Annotated in this window: 15 protein-coding genes and 1 tRNA gene; 8 read left to right on the top strand and 8 right to left on the bottom strand. The window is 41.4% G+C overall.

The features are described from left to right. Window positions 1-63: 63 nt before the first annotated feature. The 3 genes from B4G94_RS02075 to B4G94_RS02065 all read left to right on the top strand — a co-directional run bounded on the left by B4G94_RS02075 (window position 64) and on the right by B4G94_RS02065 (window position 5922). Window positions 64-1212, top strand: coding sequence for a methionine aminotransferase (locus B4G94_RS02075; protein WP_286856835.1), 1149 nt, complete (start codon window positions 64-66; stop codon window positions 1210-1212). 141 nt (window positions 1213-1353) lie between these two features. Continuing rightward, window positions 1354-3282, top strand: a complete 1929-nt coding sequence (gene nagB, locus B4G94_RS02070) for a glucosamine-6-phosphate deaminase (RefSeq protein ID WP_108635343.1) — start codon at window positions 1354-1356, stop codon at window positions 3280-3282. 144 nt (window positions 3283-3426) lie between these two features. After that, window positions 3427-5922 (top strand): TonB-dependent siderophore receptor, encoded by a 2496-nt coding sequence (locus tag B4G94_RS02065; RefSeq protein WP_286856834.1) that lies wholly within the window; start codon window positions 3427-3429, stop codon window positions 5920-5922. Between the two features lie 158 nt (window positions 5923-6080). Here B4G94_RS02065 and B4G94_RS02060 read toward each other — a convergent pair whose 3' ends face one another. After that, window positions 6081-8597 carry a family 20 glycosylhydrolase gene (locus B4G94_RS02060; protein ID WP_286856833.1) on the bottom strand — a complete coding sequence of 839 codons (2517 nt, stop codon included), beginning with the start codon at window positions 8595-8597 and terminating at the stop codon, window positions 6081-6083. 140 nt (window positions 8598-8737) lie between these two features. Between B4G94_RS02060 and B4G94_RS02055 the strand changes: the two genes are divergently transcribed. Then, window positions 8738-8809, top strand: a tRNA-Glu gene (locus B4G94_RS02055). Between the two features lie 296 nt (window positions 8810-9105). Here B4G94_RS02055 and B4G94_RS02050 read toward each other — a convergent pair. The 5 genes from B4G94_RS02050 to prfB all read right to left on the bottom strand — a co-directional run bounded on the left by B4G94_RS02050 (window position 9106) and on the right by prfB (window position 14973). Continuing rightward, window positions 9106-10050, bottom strand: coding sequence for a class I SAM-dependent methyltransferase (locus tag B4G94_RS02050; protein WP_286856831.1), 945 nt, complete (start codon window positions 10048-10050; stop codon window positions 9106-9108). A gap of 226 nt (window positions 10051-10276) precedes the next feature. Next, window positions 10277-10486, bottom strand: coding sequence for a hypothetical protein (locus tag B4G94_RS02045; RefSeq protein ID WP_286856829.1), 210 nt, complete (start codon window positions 10484-10486; stop codon window positions 10277-10279). Between the two features lie 204 nt (window positions 10487-10690). Continuing rightward, window positions 10691-11992 (bottom strand): nucleotide sugar dehydrogenase, encoded by a 1302-nt coding sequence (locus B4G94_RS02040; RefSeq protein ID WP_108635339.1) that lies wholly within the window; start codon window positions 11990-11992, stop codon window positions 10691-10693. A 39-nt stretch (window positions 11993-12031) separates the two neighbouring features. Next, window positions 12032-13477 (bottom strand): glycosyltransferase, encoded by a 1446-nt coding sequence (locus B4G94_RS02035; protein WP_286856826.1) that lies wholly within the window; start codon window positions 13475-13477, stop codon window positions 12032-12034. A gap of 412 nt (window positions 13478-13889) precedes the next feature. Further along, a protein-coding gene (gene prfB, locus B4G94_RS02030) for a peptide chain release factor 2 (RefSeq protein WP_108635337.1) occupies window positions 13890-14973 on the bottom strand; the annotation gives its coding sequence in 2 pieces (ribosomal slippage) (window positions 13890-14912 and window positions 14914-14973; 1083 coding nt in all). Window positions 14974-15179: 206 nt separating this feature from the next. Between prfB and pgi the strand changes: the two genes are divergently transcribed. Continuing rightward, window positions 15180-16829: a glucose-6-phosphate isomerase gene (gene pgi, locus B4G94_RS02025; protein ID WP_286856825.1), complete on the top strand. Its 1650-nt coding sequence runs from the start codon at window positions 15180-15182 to the stop codon at window positions 16827-16829. A 95-nt stretch (window positions 16830-16924) separates the two neighbouring features. On the opposite strand, the gene B4G94_RS02020 is transcribed toward pgi, so the two are convergent. Both B4G94_RS02020 and B4G94_RS02015 read right to left on the bottom strand, forming a co-directional pair. Next, window positions 16925-18820 (bottom strand): heavy metal translocating P-type ATPase, encoded by a 1896-nt coding sequence (locus tag B4G94_RS02020; RefSeq protein WP_286856824.1) that lies wholly within the window; start codon window positions 18818-18820, stop codon window positions 16925-16927. A gap of 193 nt (window positions 18821-19013) precedes the next feature. Beyond that, window positions 19014-19355, bottom strand: coding sequence for a phage holin family protein (locus B4G94_RS02015; protein ID WP_108635500.1), 342 nt, complete (start codon window positions 19353-19355; stop codon window positions 19014-19016). Between the two features lie 417 nt (window positions 19356-19772). On the opposite strand from B4G94_RS02015, the gene B4G94_RS02010 reads away from it, so the two are divergent. The 3 genes from B4G94_RS02010 to kbl all read left to right on the top strand — a co-directional run bounded on the left by B4G94_RS02010 (window position 19773) and on the right by kbl (window position 23092). After that, on the top strand, window positions 19773-20198 hold the full coding sequence (locus B4G94_RS02010) for a DUF2147 domain-containing protein (RefSeq protein ID WP_108635335.1): 426 nt from the start codon (window positions 19773-19775) through the stop codon (window positions 20196-20198). Window positions 20199-20362: 164 nt separating this feature from the next. Next, the gene (locus B4G94_RS02005) at window positions 20363-21610 is read left to right on the top strand and encodes an ABC transporter permease (RefSeq protein ID WP_165305222.1); all 1248 of its coding nucleotides are present in this window, start codon (window positions 20363-20365) and stop codon (window positions 21608-21610) included. Between the two features lie 291 nt (window positions 21611-21901). Continuing rightward, the gene (gene kbl / locus B4G94_RS02000; RefSeq protein ID WP_286856823.1) at window positions 21902-23092 is read left to right on the top strand and encodes a glycine C-acetyltransferase; all 1191 of its coding nucleotides are present in this window, start codon (window positions 21902-21904) and stop codon (window positions 23090-23092) included. The last annotated feature ends 40 nt before the right edge of the window (window positions 23093-23132 follow it).

Raw genomic sequence — 23132 nt, 5'->3', positions numbered from 1 at the left:
CTTCTATATATTTACAAATATAAGAAAATCCACTAATTTAGTAGATTAATAAAATGTCAAAAAATGAACTTCAACCTAATAGCTAAACTTCCACATGTCGGTACATCGATCTTTACCCGGATGACCGCGCTTGCCAATGCGGAGCAGGCCCTCAACCTTTCACAGGGATTCCCGGATTTTGAAACGGATCCCAGGCTTACCCAATTGGTTGCTGCGGCGATGGAAAAAGGACATAATCAGTATGCGCCGATGATCGGCGCACAAAGTCTGCGAGAGACGATCGTAAATAAATACAAGGCTGTATATGACGTGGATATAGATCCTTCAGAGGAACTCACGATAACAGCCGGGGGAACCCAGGCCATCTTTACAGCTATAGCAACAGTGGTCGGGGCTGGAGATGAAGTGATTATATTCGAGCCGGCATACGATAGTTATGCCCCAACGATCGAATTGTTTGGAGGTAGGGTTATTCCGGTTCGATTATTGGCACCGGATTTTCAGATTGACTGGGTTTATGTGGCTACGTTGATCAACGAAAAAACACGACTGGTGATTATCAATAATCCGAATAATCCTACAGGGAAAGTTCTCGGAAATGAAGAATTGAATAAACTTGGCAAGCTTCTGGAAGGTACGGACACGCTGCTGCTCAGCGATGAAGTCTATGAACATCTTGTCTTTGATGGAGTTGAGCCGCAATCAGTTTTGAGTATTCCGACCTTGCGCGAACGGAGTTTTGTTGTTGCTTCTTTCGGAAAGCTGTTGCATACGACAGGCTGGAAGATTGGGTACTGTGTAGCTCCGGCCATGCTGACACGAGAATTTCGAAAGATCCATCAGTTTAACGTGTTCAGCGTCAATACACCAATGCAAATTGCGATTGCGGAATATTTAAAAGATATTGCCTACGTCGAAGGTCTCGCTGGTTTTTTTGAGAAAAAAAGAGATTTGCTCAAAAATGGGTTGAAGGAATCCCGTTTTAAAGTACTGCCCTGTGAAGGTACCTATTTTCTGAATCTTGATTATAGTGCAATCAGCCAGGAGAAAGAATTTGATTTTGCCCGTTATTTGACAGCGCATCATAAAATAGCGACAATCCCGCTCTCCGCATTCTATAAACAGGCTACAGATCAACAAGTTTTGCGGGTTTGTTTCGCCAAACAGGACGTTACTTTATTGGAAGCAGTAGCTATTTTGAATAAAATTTAGCCTGTTTTAGATGCTAAATTTAGGGCTAAAAGGTTTTATTTAAAATATTGTTAAGAACAGGGCACTTTATTAAAATTTTACTTCAACTTAACTCACTAATTTCATAAATTTGTAATTCACGTTTATCAATATATCCATAAAATGGCTAGATTAAATTTATTGGAAGAAACACGCTTCGAGAAAGTCCCCGTAAGCGTCTATCCAGATCAAAATTCAGCTTCGAAAAACGTTGCAAATCGTATTGCTGACATTATTCGTGCAAAGCAAGAGAAAGGTGAAAAAGCTGTTCTGGGTCTTGCCACTGGTGCCACACCGGTGAAGGTCTATCAAGAACTGATTCGCTTGCACAAAGAAGAAGGTTTAAGCTTTAAGAACGTGATTACCTTCAATCTTGACGAATATTACCCCATGCAACCTGACGCCGATCAGAGCTATGTGACCTTTATGAACAAAAACTTGTTCGATCACGTGGATATTGATAAGGCGAATGTAAATATTCCTGATGGTACCCTGGCACCTGATCAAGTCAATGCATTTTGTGAGGCATACGAGCAAAAGATTACAGCTGCTGGAGGTTTAGATATTCAATTGCTAGGTATTGGTCGTACCGGACACATTGGTTTTAACGAACCGGGTTCTGCGCCCAACTCCGGTACTCGTATTGTAACCTTAGATGATCTGACACGTCGTGATGCCTCTCGCGCTTTTGGTGGAAAAGAAAATGTGCCAAGAAAAGCCATTACAATGGGGGTAGGTACAATTTTCAAAGCACGTGAGATCATTCTGATGGCATGGACTGAAACGAAAGCGGAGATCATCAAAAAAGCTGTTGAAGGCGAGATTTCAGCAGAGATTCCGGCTACATATCTTCAACTTTCGGATAATGTCGAGTTCATTTTGGATGAGGCAGCAGCGTCGTTGTTGACACGTTTTGATCTTCCATGGTTAGCCGAAGATGTTACCTGGACACCGTCTTTGATTAAAAAGGCAGTTGTTTGGTTGGCCTTAGAGATCAATAAGCCGATTTTGAAACTTACTGACGAAGACTATAATGCCCATGGCATGGCAAAACTGGTGACTGAAACCGGTCCTGCTTATAACATCAATATCCGTATTTTTAATGAACTTCAGCACACGATTACAGGATGGCCGGGTGGTAAACCTAACGTAGACGATTCACAACGTCCGGAGCGAGCCAATCCGGCTAAGAAGAATGTGATTGTATTTTCTCCACACCCAGATGACGATGTCATCTCCATGGGGGGGACATTTATCCGTTTGGCAGATCAAGGGCACAATGTGCATGTTGCATATCAGACTTGTGGTAATACGGCTGTATGGGATGATGATGTAGTACGTTACCTGGAGTTTGCGGAGGATCTGGCAAATCAAATCGGTGCGAAAGCGGAGGCCGCTCAGATCAATCAGATTTATGATGAAGAAAGAGCAATCTTTGCAACGAAAAAACCAAATCAGATCGATACCGAACTTGTTCGCAAAATAAAGGCATTGATCCGTAAAGGAGAAGCCATTGCCGGAGCTCGTTTAGTCGGATTGCCAGATGAAAATATTCACTTCCAGGATCTTCCATTCTATGATAGACAAAAATTTGCGAAGGAAGTATCGTTTGAAGATGATATTCAACAAACAATGGAATTGTTGCGTCAGGTAAAACCGCACCAAGTATTTGCAGCGGGAGATTTTGCCGACCCACATGGTACACATAAAGTATGTTTCGATATTTTGTTCGAAGCTTTGAAAAGATTGAGCAAAACTGACGAGTGGACAAAAGACTGTTGGTTATGGTTGTACAGAGGCGCATGGCATGAATACCCAATCCATGAGATTGAAATGGCCGTTCCCCTATCACCACAAGAGGTGTACCGCAAGCGTTTAGCGATCTTCAAACACCAATCCCAAAAAGATCTACCTGTATTCCCGGGTGATGATCCACGTGAATTTTGGGTGCGTGCTGAAGACCGTACTAGTGATACCGCGTCGTTATATGATAGATTAGGTCTAGCTAACTACGAAGCGATAGAAGCTTTTGTACGATGGAAATTTGACTAAAATAATCTGAGTTAATATTAGGAAAGCTCTGAATCATAAGTGGTTCAGAGCTTTTTTTGTTTTTAATTATTCTAAATAAGCAAGTTTTTATATCTTTGCTTCGTTATTTAGAATAATTAAAAATAATTATCCAAAATTATTAACATGGACAAACACTTACTTGCTCTTGCCTCTACATTTTTAATCGGAAGCGCTGTATATGGTCAAACTTCAGGGATCGTAAAAGGAAAGGTTGTTGATGCAAACAACAATCCATTAAGCTCAGTAACCGTTTCAATTGGCGATAAAACCGTACGGACAGATCACACAGGTCATTTTAGACTTCAAGGTGTCGATCAGAATGCGGTAATCCGTTTTACCTATTTAGGATATCAAACAACTTCGGTTGATTATGTATTTAGCTCCGCTAGCCGTGAGGTGGTCATAAAACCGGTGGTGTTGGTGAGCAATGAGCAGGCTATCGATGAAGTGGAGGTGTTTGGTGAGCGGAATAAAAAGCCAAAGGGACTTGAGATGATCACCCGTATGCCTTTAAAACCTTCCGATCAGATTCAGAGTATATCGGTGATATCAAATAAAGTAATTCAAGATCAGGGGATATTAACGTTGACAGATGCTGTAAGAAATATTCCGGGTGTTACGCTTTTCGGTTCATATGGCGGCGTTAAAGAATCGCTATCTACACGGGGTTTCAGAGGTGTGCCAGTTTTGAAAAATGGAGTACGTATGGATTCTCAGTTTCAGACCGCTTCTGGTGTTGTGGACATGCAAGGGGTAGAGTCTATCCAGATGATCAAAGGATCCGCAGCGGTAACACAGGGTGTTATTACTGACCTTGGGAATGCCGGAGGAGTGATCAATGTGGTGACCAAAACGCCTAATTTTATCAACGCTGGCGAAGTTGGAGTACGCGTAGGAAGCTGGGGGCAATTTCGTCCGACATTTGATTTTCAGACTGTGTTGGATAAAAAGGAGACCGTTGCTTTTCGTATGGACGGCGCCTATGAAAGAAGCGATAGTTTTAGAAAAGGACTTTCGGCCAACCGTGTGTATCTGAACCCCTCATTGGCTTGGAAACCGACAGACAGAACAACGATCACTTTAGAAGGAGATTACTTTAATGATAACCGTACACCGGTCAATTCGGCTGTTAACTTAAACTCTTCGCAGAGTATCAATGCACTGTATGTCATACCCAATAATAAATTCTTAGGTATGAATTCTGATAATGTAAATACCGAAATGAAAAGCTTTATGGGGCAGATCAATCATGAATTGAGCGATCGTTGGAGCATTCGCGCCTCAATTGCGACATCATCTTATCAGGTCGATAACTTGACTACTTCAGCCACACTTATCGAAGATGATGCGAAAAAATTTGATACTTTTTCTAGAAAGATGAGTAAGAGTTTGAGAGATGACAAGAACAAAACTTTTCAATTTGACCTGATCGGAAAAGATCTTTATACCGGTAAGGTAAAGCATCTGGTGCAGGCGGGGGTTGATTACCGTATTGCTGATGCAACAACAACTTCATTTGGTACGAAGCTGGGCCTGTTGGAGGATAAAGTTCTCCTAAAAAAAGCAGACCAGTCAGCCTTGGCAGCAGGTACTATTGATATTATTGATATTTATGGAGATTGGGCCAACGATTTGACCAACGTCACTTATACAGATTCGTTGGGAAATGAACATACGGGAAAGAAAGTATCTTTTGAGGCCAAAACACCAGTTAGAAACTATTATTCATCCATTGGTTTTATGGCACAGGACGTGATAGAATTCAATAAATATATTAAAGCAGTTTTAGGTCTACGCTATTCTGAAATAATAACAAAAGACTTTACATCAAACGGCAATAAAAGAGAATCTGCATGGAATCCAATGGCAGGAGTGATTGTAACTCCTTTTGAAAACTTCAATATCTTTGGATCTTATACCAATGCGACAAATTTAAGGAGTGCAGCTAGTCCGCTCGTTGATGGCACCACAGCTGGTGCATCTAAAACAGAGCAATTTGAAGGCGGTATTAAGTCTGATTGGCTGGGCAACAGACTACGATTTAATCTGACTTATTTTCACATTTATACGTCCGATTTAACGAATGCTGAGTATAATACTGAAAATCAAGCGACGGGACTTTATTTCAAAGCTGGAGATTTAATTAGGGATGGTATTGAAGCAGAATTAAACGGCCGTGTATTGGAAAATCTTACAGTGATGTTAGGTTACGCATATTTGGACGCTCGCTATAAAAATTCTCCATCTTATATGAATGGGTCAGCGCCAATGAACGCACCGAAGCATACAGCCAATGCATGGGTGCAGTATGTGTTTAATCAAGGCGCCTTGAGGAACCTGAGTTTAAGTGCTGGTGTCTACTATGTTGGAGACCGTCCTGTTAATGAATACAGTTTGAAACCACAGGGCCACGGTGAATATTATGGAGAAAAGCCTTTCAATATGCCAGCTTATACAACTTTAAATGCACAGGTGGGGTACAAATGGCGTAGGTTTGACGCAAGAGTTTTTGTTAACAATATCACTAATGAGATTGGCTTGAACTCGTATTTCCGAGGAGGTTTTATCAATCAGATTGACCCGAGAAATGCGGCTGTTTCGTTAAGCTATAAGTTTTAAGCGGATAGCATTTAATTGTTAATACACAAAAGGGGATGATTTCTATTCGAAATCATCCCCTTTTTCAGTTTTAGAATTGCTATTGGCCTGTGCTATTACACCGACGAGCTTAAGTACATCGGATATCACTATTTTATTGTAATAATCCAGTTCAGTTGTTAATATGCAATAACGTCTCCTGATCTACCTTTGGCATCGAAGACCTTGAATAGATATTTCTTGCCCACTTGAAAAGGAATTGTGCCATTTACTTCTTTTGACTTCAATGTCGGCGTGCTTCCATTGTCTGTATAATAGACTTTGAATCCGGGATAATCTGTATTGATATACAACTGGTTGCCCTCTTTTTTAATTCCAAGCTTCGGAAGGCGATAGGTATAACCCCCATTAATAATATCCAGTTTCTTCAATTCATCCTCGCCTAATTTCTTAATAAAAGCTGTATACGACTTACGATAGGTTGCTTCATCATAAGCATTGCCTTTTTCCCAAGCTTGTTCCTGCGCCCAGGCACGATCGGCAATGGCGATAAGCCGAGGGAATATCATCTCCTCAAGCCGTTGATCTGTCGATACTTTTTCTGCCCAGAGTGCACCCTTAATGCCTAGCAGGTTTTTCTTTCCTTCAGCCGTGAGTTGCTCCTTGTTGGTATAAGCTTCTTTTACGAGATCTTTTCCGGTGTCATCTTTACGAAGGTTGATGAAGAAGTTTTCCGGTGAGAAAGAATAGGTTCTGTTCAAGTTTACAGTACCCACCCAGCTATGACCCGGATCCGCAAAATCACGATCCCATGACATATCCAGGTAGTTGTTAGCCGCACTTGTATACACAACTTTATAGCCTGCATTTGCTAAGCGGTAAGCTAAATCTTCTTGTCCCTGTCCTGGTAGGTTATTCCATACATTGAGATGGATGTTGGATTTACCCAATTCAGCGTTAACTTCCATTCCTTTCCCTTTGTTACGCATACCCATCTCTTCCCATCCCGACATAGTCAGATCTTTACTTTGGACAAGTTGATTTATTTTGGCAATGTATAGTGGCCATACATCCAGGACATTGCTGATATTATTCTCTTTCATGAAAGCAAGGATTTTGGGTGATTTTTCCCAGACACCACTCGGTGTTTCGTCACCTCCCAAATCGATCATTTTCAACGGTACTCCGGCTTTTTCATGGATAGCTTTGATTTCATCGACTACTTTGCTCAGGAAATGATACGTTGAAGGCAGGGCAGGGTTCATCACATTGTCGTTCCAGTTCTGCGCAGAGTTATAAACCGATTTGTCGTCTGCATCATCCAATAGAAACTCTTCAGCTTTCTGTTTGTCACCCGCTTTGGTGTAGTGAGCATACCGGGCACGCATGGCTTTGATCGCCGCGCGGGCATGCCCCGGAGTTTCGACTTCAGGAATTACGTCAATATGTCTTGCCTGTGCATATTGTAAGATTTCGATATAATCAGCTACGGTGTAGAATTGATGCGCTTTTGCCGTTGCCCCAGAACCGTAAGCAGGTTGAATTCCTTTACCATCCTCAAAATTAGCAGTACGGTTTGCTCCTACAGCGGTTAGTTCGGGCAGAGAGGGGATTTCCAGTCGCCAACCTTCGTCGTCGATAAAGTGGAAATGGAACTTATTCAATTTGTAGGCCGCCATCAGGTCCAAAATACGTAAAACTTCTGCCTTGCTATGAAAATTACGGGCCGCATCCAGCATAAAACCACGGTATCCATAGCGCGGGCTATCTTCTATGCTCGCGTGTGGTAAGGCAATTGATTTCGTGGTTTTACTCCATTGTTGATGATTGATCAGTGATTTTAAAGATTGTATGGCATAAAATGCACCTGCTTTATCCGATGCCTCTATGTGTATACCCTTTGTATCAATATTTAACCGATAGGATTCAGGTTTTAGATCATTTGCTTTGACGATAACAATTCCATCCTCTTTTGCCAAGGAAGGGGACAGCTTGATTCCCGTGTATTTGTTCAGAAAATCTGTCAGAAAATTCCCTTCTGAAGAAAATTCGCTGGCAACAAATATTTTTGTACCGGTCGCTACATTAAATTTTGTGTTATCGTTGATGTTAATATGACTCGGTAGGGGGATAACGCGCTGTGCTTCGACCCCTTTGGTAAGTTGGTTTAGGTCATATTTATAGGACCAGTAATTATTTTTTTCGGCCTCGGATTGAGGAGCGGTTTTCACTGCTGTATAGTTCCGAATATCTGTTGAAAGCCCGGTTTTGCTATTTTTTATGTATAAACCGATTGGTCCGTCGGTATAATTGACTAATCCGGTTGTTGTAAAATCAATATGGATGGTGTCCTGTGCATTTAATAAAAAATTGTTTTTCTTAAAACTAACCTGAAATAGGTCGCCATTCCTGTGGTCAATGGCAAATCTATTATCTACTTTATCTGGATCAATAGATCGGATAAAATTAAACCAGAGGCTCCAATCATTAAGCTGTATTGCGCTTTTGCCCGTATTTTTCAGAATGATTGTTGAGACAGGGTTTTTACGGATATTCTGGCCATCCTTGACTTGCCAGGTGAGTTGCAGCTGATCTGCAATTGAGCTCGATTTTTGAGCATATGCTGCTTGGCTAAAAAGTGCCATGCCAAGGCCAGCATAGAGTAGTGGGTTTTTAATTTTTTTTAAATTAGTCATGTTGGTTACTTTTTCAATGAGTCTAAATATAGCTATTTTAGAGGGTTTTGCGATCCATTTAGAAAAAAATGAATAAAAATCCCGATAAAATTTTGACAGATTTAGAAAACTTTCTATATTTGCACACCGAAACAGAAAACGGCCCGTTCGTCTAGGGGTTAGGACGCAAGATTTTCATTCTTGAAACAGGGGTTCGATTCCCCTACGGGCTACGAAAAGCGACTTCAAAAGAGTCGCTTTTTTTATGCGATTAAAATGGTCTAATCTTGTCGAGAACGATACTATAGCATTTGTTCTATTTCATTTAAACTGCAGAAAATAACTCAGAATTGAATTCCTCCGAAATGAAGCTCCTTTCTGACTGCGTTCAGATGGTTAATTTTGGTCTGTACCAACTTGTCCAATTGCCCGCAAATGATTTTCTCCTTTTTACATGCACTCGCGGAAACAAAGATCAGGAACAATAAAAGTAATCGAATAATTTTTCATACCAGCTTTCGCTGTGGGATTAGTACGATGACTTTTGGATATGTGGATTTTTCGGGATCTCGACCAATCTGTATCCTTCTTCGATAAGGGATTTCTTTAGGGAATCATCGGGCATATTCTTAAAGACAGCAATGGAAAGTGTCTGGCTCGGCAATACCCCCCAATTGGAAAAAAGATCACGTATTTTCTTTCTGAAAAGAATACGCCTGAAAACCTTCTCCTTTCTATCAGCTTTGATATGTTCACTGCCCGGAAACCAAAAGTTTGGGTTGATTTTTTTTATTGCAATCATAGGAAGGTTGAGGCCAGCAGCAAATTTTTCAAATTCCCGTTCTGAAACCTTGTAGACAAAATTTCCCACCTTTTCATAGGAGAACCTATTTTTCCAGATCTTATTGATCGTCCTGTCGTTGATTCTTCCCAGTAAATTGGCCAAATACAATAAGGAAGGCATTTTTGATATCGGATCCTGTGGCTCAATAATTATAATAGCTTTTCTGGCTACCCGGATCATTTCGTAGAGCGCGGCGTAAGGACGTGGAAAATGATGGTAGCTTTCCTTACAGAGTATATAATCCACGCTCTCATCTTCCAACGTTAATGATTCAGCGTTTTGGGCGGAGAAATCCTTGATAAATTCTTCTTCATGGGAAACTTTCAGGAAACTGTCATCCAGATCACTTGCGGTTACATCCTGAATACTCTGGTCAAGCAGATATCGCGCGTCATGTCCATAAGCATCACCAAGGGTAAGCCATTTCGCATTTTTATTCTTGGTAAAAGGATTCAGACAATTGAAAAAAAGGTTCTGTAACCAGTGGTTGATACTTCCATTGTAGCTATTTAAGGATTTGATTACCTTAATTTTTTGTTCTTTTTCTGGATAGAGGGTATTGTACCAATTGGCATGGAGGCCGTAGCTGTGGTCATTGAATTGATCTGATTTTCGCAAATTATTTTCCATGATTTAGTTTATAGTAGTTACATCACCTGATATTGATCAGACAAAGGCGCATTTCTCTCCTGGCCTTAAACTTGTTTTTGGTTTATTAATACTACGGATAATTATTGGTAAACGCTACACATAAACAAAAAAAATGATATAGAATTGATAAACATGGATATATAAGGTTGTATTTTTAGATGTATGCTTAGTTAGATCGCTATTTATCTGGATAATTATTGGATAATTATTGGATGATTTGTTGATCAATTCCCGCCATTTGGGTCAATTTTTTAGATAGAATAGAATCACAACAAACCCGGCGCTGGATAAAGCGGAAAAAGATCTCTGAATAGCGATTGATTACTTCAGGAAAAGAATAACAATCATCCGTTTGAATGCTAGGGAATAGCTCGGTGTCGCTTAACTGTTTCATAGGTGCCGCAATTGGTGCCAAATAGCGCTTAATTTAATGAGGTCAGATTTATACTTGTGGTGTTAAGTTAATATTACCAAACAAGAGATTTGATGATGGTTTTTTTAATCAAATGATTACATTGCCTCCAAATATGGAAAAAACCTTCAGTTTTCACCATATTTGGAGGTGAAAACTAAAGGTTTTAAAAGAATGCAACCTAAAAATAGTATCAAATAAATGAGACTACAAGCGGGCATCTACCAATTTTCGGTCAAGTATTCCCTTGATGTCAAATACGACAGAAGGATCCTTTTTTAAATTTTTGAGATCCAGGTGTAAAAACTCCCGATGCCCCACAGCTAGAATTATGCTGTCGTAATTTCCTGACTGCGGAAGAGTTTCTAGTAATTCTAAACCAAAATGCTTCCTTAATTCATCTGGATTCACCCAAGGGTCATAGATATCGACCTCAAGACCAAATTCTTTAAGGTCGTGGATCATGTCAATAACTTTGCTATTACGGATATCTGGACAGTTTTCCTTAAACGTTACCCCCAATACCAATGCTTTGGCTCCGTCAAATTTGATGTTTTTCTGTATCATCAGTTTGACGACCTTGGAGGCAATAAAAGAAGCTACTTGATCATTAACCTCGCGGCCAGACAAGATCACATGCGGATGGTAACCCAGCTGGGTCGCCTTTTGCGCTAAGTAATAAGGATCTACTGAAATGCAATGTCCCCCAACTAATCCCGGTTTGAACCGAAGAAAATTATATTTTGTTCCGGCAGCATCGAGCACATCCTGTGTATCTATACCAACGCGGTCAAAGATCAGGGCCAATTCGTTCATAAAAGAAATATTGACATCCCGCTGCGCGTTTTCAATTACTTTGGCTGCTTCTGCTACCTTGATGGAAGGAGCTAGATGTGTACCGGCATGAATAATTTTTTTATAGAGCCCATCAACCACAAGTCCCGCTTCGGCAGTACTTCCGGAAGTTACTTTCATCACTTTTTGCAATGAATTCACCTTATCGCCAGGGTTTATACGCTCTGGAGAGTAGCCAACAAAGAAGTCTTGATTAAATTTCAAACCCGAATTTTTTTCCAAAACGGGGATACATTCTTCTTCGGTACATCCCGGATAGACCGTGGATTCATAGATAACTAAATCCCCCGCTTTTAGCAGTTCTCCAATCATTTTAGATGCAGCCAAGAGCGGTGATAAGTCGGGCGAGTTATAACGATCTATCGGTGTCGGGACTGTGACGATATACACATTGGCATCTGCGATATCATGAACGGTTGAACTTGCGTCGTAGCCCCTGCGCTGTTCCGATGCGGTATATAGATTCCGTGCATGCAATAGCTCATCACCATCTGCTTCAAGTGTACGGTCTATACCAGCTTTAAGTTCGTCAATACGCGTTTTGTTTATATCGAAGCCAATCACCGGAAAGAATTCAGAGAAAGCTATCGCTAAAGGCAATCCCACATAACCCTGACCAATAATGGCAATTTTTTTAATCTGAAAATCTGTCATATTTATATTTAAAGTAAAGATACGTTCTTTCCGTCGAAACTAGCCTCTTGTCAACCAACCTTTACGCCCAGCCGTAGCAATGGCATAAGGTGTGATCCAAAATAAGCTGAAAGCGTAAAATATACTGTAACTATAAGCCCAGAAAGCTTCTTTTGCGTCTGAATTTTTGGATGCAAAGAAATAAGCCTGAATACTTGAAAATATAAGGATTCCGACTAAGGTTGAGCTCAAAAACATCAATGGATAATGAAATACGGTCCAAAGCATTAATAACATCATTGGATAGGAAAGCAGTACTTTTTTCCATTGCATGATCAATAGGATACGTGCACCCCATTTCGGCCCTTTACGGAAATTCTTAAAGGCAAACTGGCTCATCATAATATTTTCACGTACATTACTTCTTTCCCAACGGATAAACATCTTATATAAATTTTTATAACGTACAGGCGTATCGGTGTATACGTAAGCATTCGATTGAAACAATACATGATATCCCTGTTTCAATATCATATTTGTCATGGCGCGATCTTCTCCAATATCAGAGGGTTGTCCCATAAAAGTTTGGTTGACCCAATCCTCCAAGCAGTGCATAACAGCTTCTCTGCGGTACCCGGATAGAGCTCCAGGGGTACACATTACTGTTCCTAGCATACTTTGAGCCGAACGTACAAACTCAAAACTGAAGACAAAACTCACATTTAACATACGAGGGATGATTGCCTTTTTATTATTCAGTACACGCACATTACCTGCTACTGCCCCACATTCTGGGTTGGTCACAAATGGACTGGCCATATTGCGAATGGTGTCTTTATTGACCACAGAGTCACTATCTACTGTAATAAAGACTTCGCCTGTCCCTAATTTAAATCCACGATACAACGCATGGCGCTTGCCCATGTTTTTGGGTTGTTGATAAATTTCAATACGATCACCCAATTCCATCTTCGCACGTTGTATCCAGGCAAAAGTATTGTCCTTACTTCCGTCGTCAATAGCGATGATCTGAAGTTTTTTCTCCGGATAGTCGCTGCTTGCCAAACTATGGAGCGTATCGTATACCAGTTGTCCTTCATTATAAGCCGGAACAATAATTGTACAGGTCGGCAGTTCTTCATCCGAAACAGACGCAATGGGTTTGTATTTACGGTGAAGTACAATCAAAAAGATTAAAAAACTTAGGGCGACAACGGCTAAAAATATTCCCAAGCCAATTAAAAATATTCCGCCGATACTGTCTAAACGTTGAAAACGTAATGCATCAAAATCTGGCTGAAGCATATATACACCAAAGACTGATGCAAATAGCACGAAAAAAGTCGCTCCAAAAATAACGTATTCTTTCGTTCCAAAATTGCTTTCCTCGACTTTGTTTACTGTTGTCTCAGATTGTTGCTGTTCTTCATTGACGTCGTACACGGCAGGTTTCCATTGTTGGGTCATCTGCTTTGATACGATTGAGTTTTCTTTCATGTAATTCATAACCGTTCTATTTTTAGATATACATTCTTCTTTTTATTTTCTTTGTTGACCCCAAGTATAGTGTCGTTTGTAATGAAAATATTACGAATGCATAAACGCAAAATACATGCCTTTATTTTGTGCCAAAAATTGAAGAAACCTACACTTTGTAACGTTCTTGATACACTTTTATGTGTTGTAAATAATTGTTTTTTAATTGTTTACGTTTGATAGCTTGTCTGTTTAATCAATAATTTGCTACCCTATGCATACAGTCGACATTTAAGATTTTTTAACGTTTTTAAGATTTTTTTAAAGCGTAACTGACAGTTACAGTGACAGACTGTGTATGAAAGAAGGCAGTGATTGCCGTGACAAAAAAAAGACGCCCATCTATGGAGCGTCTTCAATTTTGTAGTTTTTTTATGGTAGATTAACCGCCAAATTCCATTAAATAATTTTTCAAGAAATCGTTTAAGTCTCCATCCAGTACCGCTTGGGTATTTGATGTTTCGTAATTTGTCCGTAAATCCTTGATTAATTTATAAGGATGCAAGACATAATTACGAATTTGGGATCCCCATTCGATTTTCTTTTTGTTTCCTTCGATTGCAGCAGAGGCTTCTTGCCGTTTGCGCATTTCAATCTCATACAGTTGCGATTTCAATAAGCGCAGCGCATTTTCCTTATTCTGCAATTGTGATCTCGTCTCCTGATTTTTGATAATGATGCCCGTGGGTTTATGGTGTAGCCGGACAGCTGTCTCCACTTTGTTCACATTCTGGCCACCGGCACCTCCCGAACGGAAAGTGTCCCATTCGATTTCCGAATCTTTAACGTCTATTTCTATGTTGTCATCAATCAATGGGTAGACATACACCGATGCAAATGAGGTGTGTCGTTTGGCGTTGGAGTCAAAGGGCGAGATGCGGACTAGTCGGTGGACCCCATTTTCACCTTTAAGGTAACCATAAGCAAATGCTCCGGATAATTGAAGGGTGACACTTTTGATCCCCGCGACATCGCCTTCCTGGGAGTCCTGCTCGGTCACTTTATACCCGTTTTTCTCACCCCACATAATATACATGCGCATCAGCATAGCCGCCCAGTCGCAACTTTCGGTACCTCCGGCGCCCGCTGTGATCTGTAGGATAGCATCCAATTGATCCTCCTCGGCGCTGAGCATATTTTTGAACTCCAGCTCTTCAACCTTTTCCAGTGCAAGTTTATACTGATCATCCAGTTCTTTATCTGTTGCGTCCCCGGATTGAAAAAACTCATACATGACATAGGTGTCTTCAACTGCCGAAGCTACTTCATCAAAATGATCTGTCCATACCTTCTGATTTTTAATGGCCTGGAGTATTTTCTCTGCAGCTTTGGAATCGTCCCAGAAGTTTGCTTCCAGGGTTATGGCCTGGTCTCTTTCTATTTCATTTTTACGGACATCAATGTCAAAGATGCCTCCTTAGGGAAGTAACACGATCCCTCAAGTCTTGAATTTGTTCTTTTGTCATACCCGCTAATGTAGATATTCAAAATCAAAAAATAAAAAATAAAAAATAGGGATGATCGGAAACCGTCGGTTTGTATCTCACCTTTTTTTTTTAGTTTTGATAGCGCAGGCACATAAACCTTTGTTTAGAGGGCTACACGAAGTGTAATAAAAAATATGGAAGGTTCTTATGCCGGCTTAAAGCAAATAATTTCAAATAAAAACAGTATGTTTCCAAAAATTAATTTTACGACGACCAAAGCCTACCAATATTTGGTAGATCATTATATCGATATCAATCAGCAGGACTTACGCGAGCTTTTTGCGGCAGATCCACAGCGATTTGAGAAATTTTCGATTCTCTTTGAGGATATTCTTTTAGATTATTCCAAAAATCGTGTCAACGAAGAGACCATCGCATTGTTGATCCAGCTGGCCAAAGAGTGTCATCTGTCCGAAGCGATAGCGGCGATGTTTGCCGGCGAGCGGATCAATGTGACCGAAAATAGACCCGTCTTGCATACGGCCTTGCGGAATCAGTCCGATCAGCCTGTCTTTGTGGATGGCAAGGACGTGATGCCTGCGGTTAGAAATGTATTGGTGCAGGTAAAAGCTTTTACAGAGAAGATTCTTTCCGGTGAATGGAAGGGTTACACCGGAAAAGTGATTACCGATGTTGTCAATATCGGTATCGGCGGTTCTGATTTGGGACCGGTGATGGTGACCGAGGCTTTAAAGGCATATAAAACCAGGCTGAACGTGCATTTTGTGTCCAATGTAGACGGAACACATATTGCCGAAACTTTAAAAGAAGTAGATCCGGAGACAACCTTGTTTCTGATTGCATCCAAAACATTCACTACCCAGGAGACAATGGCCAATGCACATACGGCAAAAGATTGGTTTCTGAGTAGGGGAGCCGGACAGAAAGATGTCGCCAAACATTTTGCGGCATTGAGTACCAACACGGAGGCTGTAACGGCTTTTGGTATAGATCCGCAAAATATGTTTGTATTTTGGGATTGGGTTGGTGGACGTTATTCACTATGGTCTGCCATTGGGCTTTCCATCAGCCTGGCGATCGGATTTGATAATTTCGAGGAACTCTTAAAAGGTGCCTATGAAGCTGATGAGCATTTCAGAACCAGCCTCTTTGAGGAAAATATTCCGGTAATATTGGCTTTGCTCGGTATATGGTATAATAATTTTTTTGAGGCTGAAAGCCATGCCATCCTTCCTTACGATCAATACCTGCATCGCTTTGCAGCATATTTTCAACAGGGAGATATGGAGAGCAACGGAAAATACATTGACCGCAATGGTGAACGCGTCGACTACCAGACCGGGCCGATCATTTGGGGTGAACCCGGAACAAACGGTCAACATGCTTTTTACCAGTTGATTCATCAGGGGACGAAATTGATTCCATGTGATTTTATTGCGCCAGCAAATAGCCTTAACCCGATCGGCAACCACCATCAACTTTTATTGTCTAATTTCTTTGCACAGACAGAGGCCCTGATGAATGGTAAAACCGAGGAAGAGGTTGTTGCTGAATTCCAAAAAGCAGGTAAATCCAATGCTGAGATCGAAGAGTTAAAAGCCTATAAAGTATTTGAGGGCAATCGGCCAACAAACTCCATTTTATTGAAAAAAATGACTCCACGGACATTGGGCAGACTTATCGCGCTGTACGAACACAAGATATTTGTACAGGGGGTAATTTGGAACGTCTACAGTTTTGACCAATGGGGTGTTGAACTTGGTAAACAGCTTGCCAATAAGATCCTACCGGAGCTGAGCGACGATAATCCGATCACAAGTCACGATTCTTCCACCAATGGATTGATCAATGCCTATAAATCCTGGCGCGATTAATACGTCCTTATCGTACATTCGGCTGATCTTCAACAAGTTTGGCCGAATGTATTTTACAGGTTTTATTTTTTTAAAACGGCTCTTTCTGGACTGTATTATACCGTTTTATGCTGAATCCGGATGGCATTTAAAATCGCCAATAGCGCCACGCCAACGTCAGCGATCACAGCTTCCCAGAGAGTGGCAACCCCGCCGGCCCCGAGAATCAGCACAATAATTTTGATACCCATTGCCAGGATGACGTTCTGCCAGACAATATTACGGGTGATCTTACCGATTTTGATGGCAGACAAAATTTTATGGGGTTCATCATTCTGTATCACCACATCAGCCGTTTCGATAGTCGCATCTGCACCTAATCCGCCCATTGCGATGCCTACTTGGGCCAAAGCAACCACAGGAGCATCATTGACACCATCGCCCGCGAAAGCCACATTTCGTCCTTCGTCGATCAATCTTTGGACCTGACTTACTTTATCCTCTGGCAGCAGGTCGCCGTAAGCCTTATCTATCCCCAGTTCCCTTGCCACCTCATCCACTACCGCTTTCTTATCACCGGACAGCATGACCGTGTATAGGCCTTGTGCCCGCATGGCCGAAATTACCGCTTTAGCGTCCGGTTTATTTCGGTCTGCAACCGTAATGTAGCCTGCATATTGCTTGTCTATTGCAATCAGTACGATGGAATGGACAATTAGCTTTATTTCTTCTGGATAGGAGACGCCAAACTTGTCCAGCAGTTTGCTGTTGCCGGCAAGGACAAGCTTATCGTTGATCGTCGCTTTGAGTCCATGGCCGGCTACTTCCATGATTCCTTTGGTAATAAAAGTCGGATCTCCCGGATGGTAGCGCGCGATCGCTTTTGCAATTGGATGGGTCGAATTGGACTCAATGGCTTTGGCATAATCTAATAGTTCCGCCAACTGTCCATTGACAGCAATGACCTCTTTGACTTCAAAAACACCCTCGGTCAGAGTACCCGTTTTATCCATGACAATGGTATCGACCGCAGTGATGGCATCTAGGAAATTACCGCCTTTGAACAAAATCCCGTTTCTGGAAGCTAGGCCTATTCCGCCGAAGTAACCTAATGGGATCGAGACAACCAGGGCACAGGGACAGCTGATCACAAGAAATACCAGACTACGATAAAACCATTCTCTAAAGCTATAGTCACTGACAATAAATAACGGGACGATAAGGACAAGAACAGCAAGCGCGAAGATAATAGGGACATAGATCTTTGCAAACTTGGAGATAAATAGCTGTGTTTTGGATTTGCGTGCCGTAGCATCCTGCACCATTGCTAATATCTTGCTCAGCTTGCTGTCCTTGAACAGACTGTTTACGCTGATTTCACAAACTGATTCTAAATTGGTCATGCCCGCAAAGATGGCCTCGCCCTTATATTTCGTGTCGGGCTTGCTTTCTCCGGTGAGCGCCGCAGTATTGAATGCAGCCCGTTCATTCAGCAGTTTCCCGTCCAGTGCAACTTTTTCACCCGCTTTAACAACAATCACTTCACCGATATTGACGGTTTTGGGATCTACATCCAGTTGTTTTCCATCACGCAAGACCGTGACTTTATCCGGACGGATGTCCAAAAGCGATTTTATGGATTTTTTGGCGTTATCTACAGCTGTATCCTGAAACCATTCGCCGATCTGGTAAAAGACCATGACGGCAACCCCTTCTTCAAATTCCCGGATGGCAAAAGCCCCTAAGGTGGCAACACTCATCAAAAAGAATTCATTGAAGAAATCACCGCGTTTGGCCTTTCGCAAAGCCATTTGCAGAACAGGTATACCTGCTAATAGGTATGCCGTACCATTTAAAAATAAAGAAGCATAAAAAGGAAGCGTGATCTTAAAGGCATATTTGAGGATCAGCAGTGTGATCAATAGGATAAGTGCAATAAGAAGTTTGCGTTGTGATATCCACCAGGGAGTCTCTTTTTCTGGATGGCTATGCTCGTGGTTGTGTTCGCACATATATCGGAGGATCTGTTAAATAATTTAAATTTAGCTATTTTAAGCTTAAAAAGCGAGGGTAGGGAAATTAAAATAGCGCATAAACAGCTTTAGAAACAGCCTTTCTGTCTGGAGATCATCATTCCTGTTGATATCGAAAAAGGCTGCCTTCCCCAATCGGAAAACAGCCTTTTTTATATATAATTATATAATTTTAGTCTTTTGAAGTGCTTCCGACGATCATTTCCAATACGGCAACGACGATGGCGAACAATGCTGCTGTCCAAAATCCATCCACATCAAATTTGGATCCAAGGAGCGAGTCTGAAAGTAATACCATTAAAACGGTGATAATAAAGGAAACCAGCCCAAGCGTAAGCCAGTTTAATGGAAAAGTGAACAATCTCAAAATTGAACCTACGGTTGCATTGACAAATCCGATGACCAACCCCGCGACAATAGCCCAGCCGAATCCTGCGACATGTGCACCTGGAACAATCCAACAAGCAACTGCGACGACTACGCCGGTAAGTAGAAGACTAATAATAAATTTCATAATATGTGCTAATTTATAAACAGTGAATAAAGTAATAATATAATAACTATCGTGCAAACGCAATGCCAAAGTTTCGGTCCCTTTCTTCGCCTTTTTCTCATACCAAGTTCGGGACTGCTTCGGACCCCAAGCTGGCTTTATACATGGAAAATCGAGTCTCTCTTTTATCTGCCGATATTGGGGCAAACAGGAATTAACTCATTTATCTATTTAAATCAATAGGGAATATGGAAAATAAATATATGCAAGCATAGTAAATATTTTGTATATTTAACTTATAAGTCCACACGCTTTAATTCGCTGGACTCCATTGGAATTGGTTAGACGGTTTTATTTTTTCTCTAGAATCTTTTGGAGATAGGCGATTTGAGAGATAGGCAAAAAAATGGTAAAATAAATTCATAAAAATATAGACCAATGAAGAAAATTATGATGTCATTCATCATGTTGCTTGTTACAGTAACATTGTTTGCGCAAACAGATCCGATTATCGGAAAGTGGGAAAACCCAAGCGGCGAGGGCCGTGTGGAGATTTATAAAAAAGGGGACAAATTTTTTGGTAAGCTTTATTGGCTTAAATTTCCAAATAATGAAGCCGGACAGCCCAAGAAAGATATTAAAAACCCAGACAAGGCGCTTCAGGGCCGGGCAGTTCAGGGATTGGAGATCTTGACCAATTTTGAAAAAGATGGAAATACCTATGAAGATGGAAAGATCTATGATCCAAAAACAGGGAAAACCTATAGTTGTAAAATGACTTTAAAAGGGGACAAACTCGACATACGTGGTTATGTAGGGGTTAGTTTGCTCGGCCGGACGGAGACCTGGAAAAGGATCAATTAATCGTTGTGTTATAGTTTAAAGTAAGATCTTACCAAGTTAATGGCCATCTTCTTGTTGGCGTTGATCTGGTATAAAAAAGGCAATTTATTCTAATGAAATAAATTGCCTTTTGGTTTTGTGGAGGAATAACAGTATTTTCATCTGCAAATAATAAAAATCGCCGTATGTCCGTAAAAATGTCTTATGTTGAAAACGTAAAACTTGCACTGCAATCCATTGTAGGCAACAAGTTGCGGACATTTTTAACGGCATTGATCATAGCGATAGGGATGATGGCCCTGATCGGTGTATTGACATCTATTGATGCCATGAAAAACTCCTTAACGGATTCCTTTTCTTCCATGGGATCCAATTCATTCAATATACGGAATAGGGGGATCAATGTGCAGATCGGTACGGGAGGTACACGGTCTAAGGTATTTGCCAATATTACCTATGCCCAAGCGGCAAGGTTCAAACAGAATTTTCATTTTAATGCGACGACATCCATCAGTGCCAATGTAACCTGGAATTCGACCGCAAAATTTCAATCGAAAAAGACAAACCCTAATATTGGCCTTATTGGTACCGATGAAAATTATCTTCAGACCTCGGGCTACATCGTCAGTGAAGGGCGTAATTTCTCCGTCCGGGATGTAGAGACTGGTGGGGCCGTGATTATCATCGGTAGTGAGGTCAGTAAAATGCTCTTTGGCGAAATCATTGACCCGATTGGACAATTTATTACGGTCAATAATATCCGATACCAGGTCATCGGAGTGCTAAAAAGCAAAGGTTCCTCTGCAGGTATGGGTGGTGATAGAGCCTGCTTTATTCCCCTGGTAAAAGCAAGATCGGTCATGCAGGTCGTAGAGCCATCCTATGTGATCACGGTATCCTCCAATGACCCAATGCGTTTGGAAGCAGCGATCGGTGAGGCCTCCATTGTATTTCGGAATATTCGCGGACTATCTGCAAGACAGTCCAATGATTTTGAGATTACCAAATCAGATGCAGTAGCACAAATGCTGATGCAGAATATGGCGATGGTGACCTTAGGGGCAGTCGTGATTGCCTTTATCACTCTTGTTGGTGCATCCATCGGACTGATGAATATCATGCTGGTATCGGTTACCGAACGGACAAGAGAGATCGGTATTCGGAAGGCAATAGGTGCTACGCCCAGTGTGATACGCAAGCAGTTTTTGATGGAAGCCATTGTCATCTGTATGATGGGCGGTGTCGCGGGTATATTTATCGGCATCCTGATTGGTAATTTGTTGGCCCTTCAACTGGGGACATCCTTTATTATCCCTTGGGCTGCTATTATTCTCGGATTTGCAGTATGTGGTCTTGTGGGGATGTTGTCTGGTTATTATCCGGCATCAAAAGCTTCAAAATTAGATCCGGTGGATGCCCTGCGTTACGAATAAACTGAATCTGCATTAAATAACAGTTGTTGACCTGTATCACTCCGTTAGTTGCTCCACAGTCATGCTGCCGGAAATCCAATGCAGTTTGTCTGTTATCTCCTTCTTGATCGTGCCATTATTCGTTGCAAAAGGAAAGAAATCACTGCGGAACGCAAATTTGTGCAAACGGTTTAATGTTATCAAAACATTGATTTGAGGTGAATTCTCCGTGAATAACCCCTATCCCGGGAAGGAATGCAATTTATTCCAGTGAAAAAACTGTAATATTGTATAAAAAAATAAATTCGAATTATGTACAATACATTACAACCAGTTTTACAAAAGGAATTGGAAGCAATCAAAGAAGCGGGATTGTATAAACAAGAACGAGTGATCGTTACTCCTCAGGGAGCTGACATTAAAGTGAGCACAGGACAGGAAGTGGTCAATTTCTGCGCAAACAATTATTTGGGCCTGTCCTCGCACCCAAAAGTAATCGAAGCTGCGAAGAAAGCGATTGACACATACGGATATGGAATGTCTTCGGTACGTTTTATCTGTGGTACACAAGATGTACATAAAGAATTAGAAGCAAAGATTTCCCAGTTCTTAGGAACGGAAGATACGATTTTATATGCGGCAGCATTCGATGCGAATGGCGGTGTTTTCGAACCATTGTTTGGTGCGGAGGATGCAATTATCTCTGATGAGCTGAACCACGCTTCGATCATCGATGGTGTACGTTTGTGTAAAGCACAACGTTTCCGCTATAAAAATGCGGATATGGCAGATTTGGAAGCACAGTTGCAGGCAGCCTCAGGAGCAAGACACAAAATCATCGTTACCGATGGTGCGTTCTCCATGGACGGATCAGTGGCGCCGTTGGACAAGATCTGTGATCTAGCGGACAAATATCAGGCTTTGGTGATGATCGATGAATCTCATTGTACAGGTTTCATCGGTGCTACCGGCCGTGGTACGCACGAACTTTTCAATGTAATAGACCGTGTAGATATCATTACCGGAACCCTCGGTAAAGCCCTTGGTGGCGCCTCTGGTGGTTTCACGTCCGGTAAAAAAGAGATCATTGATTTGTTACGTCAGCGTTCGCGCCCATATTTATTTTCAAATACCTTGGCACCGGCGATTGCAGGCGCTTCTGTTGCGGTATTAGATATGTTGAGCGACACGACAACCTTGCGTGACAAACTGGAATCCAACACGAAATATTTCCGTGAAAAAATGACGGAAGCAGGATTTGATATCAAGCCGGGTTTCCATCCGATCGTCCCTGTGATGCTCTATGACGCGAAACTTGCACAAGAGTTTGCGGCTAAAATGTTGGACGAAGGTATCTATGTGATCGGTTTCTACTATCCTGTTGTACCTCAGGGAAAAGCCCGTATCCGTGTGCAGATTTCGGCGGGACATGAGCTTGCACACTTGGATAAAGCGATTGCTGCCTTTACCAAAGTAGGCAAAGAATTAGGTGTAATTAAATAAAATACACATAGTTATAAATTTTGTGGTGCAAAATGTTTAT

The sequence above is a fragment of the Sphingobacterium sp. UBA7625 genome (assembly GCF_002484085.1).
GTDB classification, from domain to species: domain Bacteria; phylum Bacteroidota; class Bacteroidia; order Sphingobacteriales; family Sphingobacteriaceae; genus Sphingobacterium; species Sphingobacterium athyrii.
Note: the sequence above shows the minus strand (reverse complement) of the source record. Positions and strands in the feature narration are given on the sequence as shown.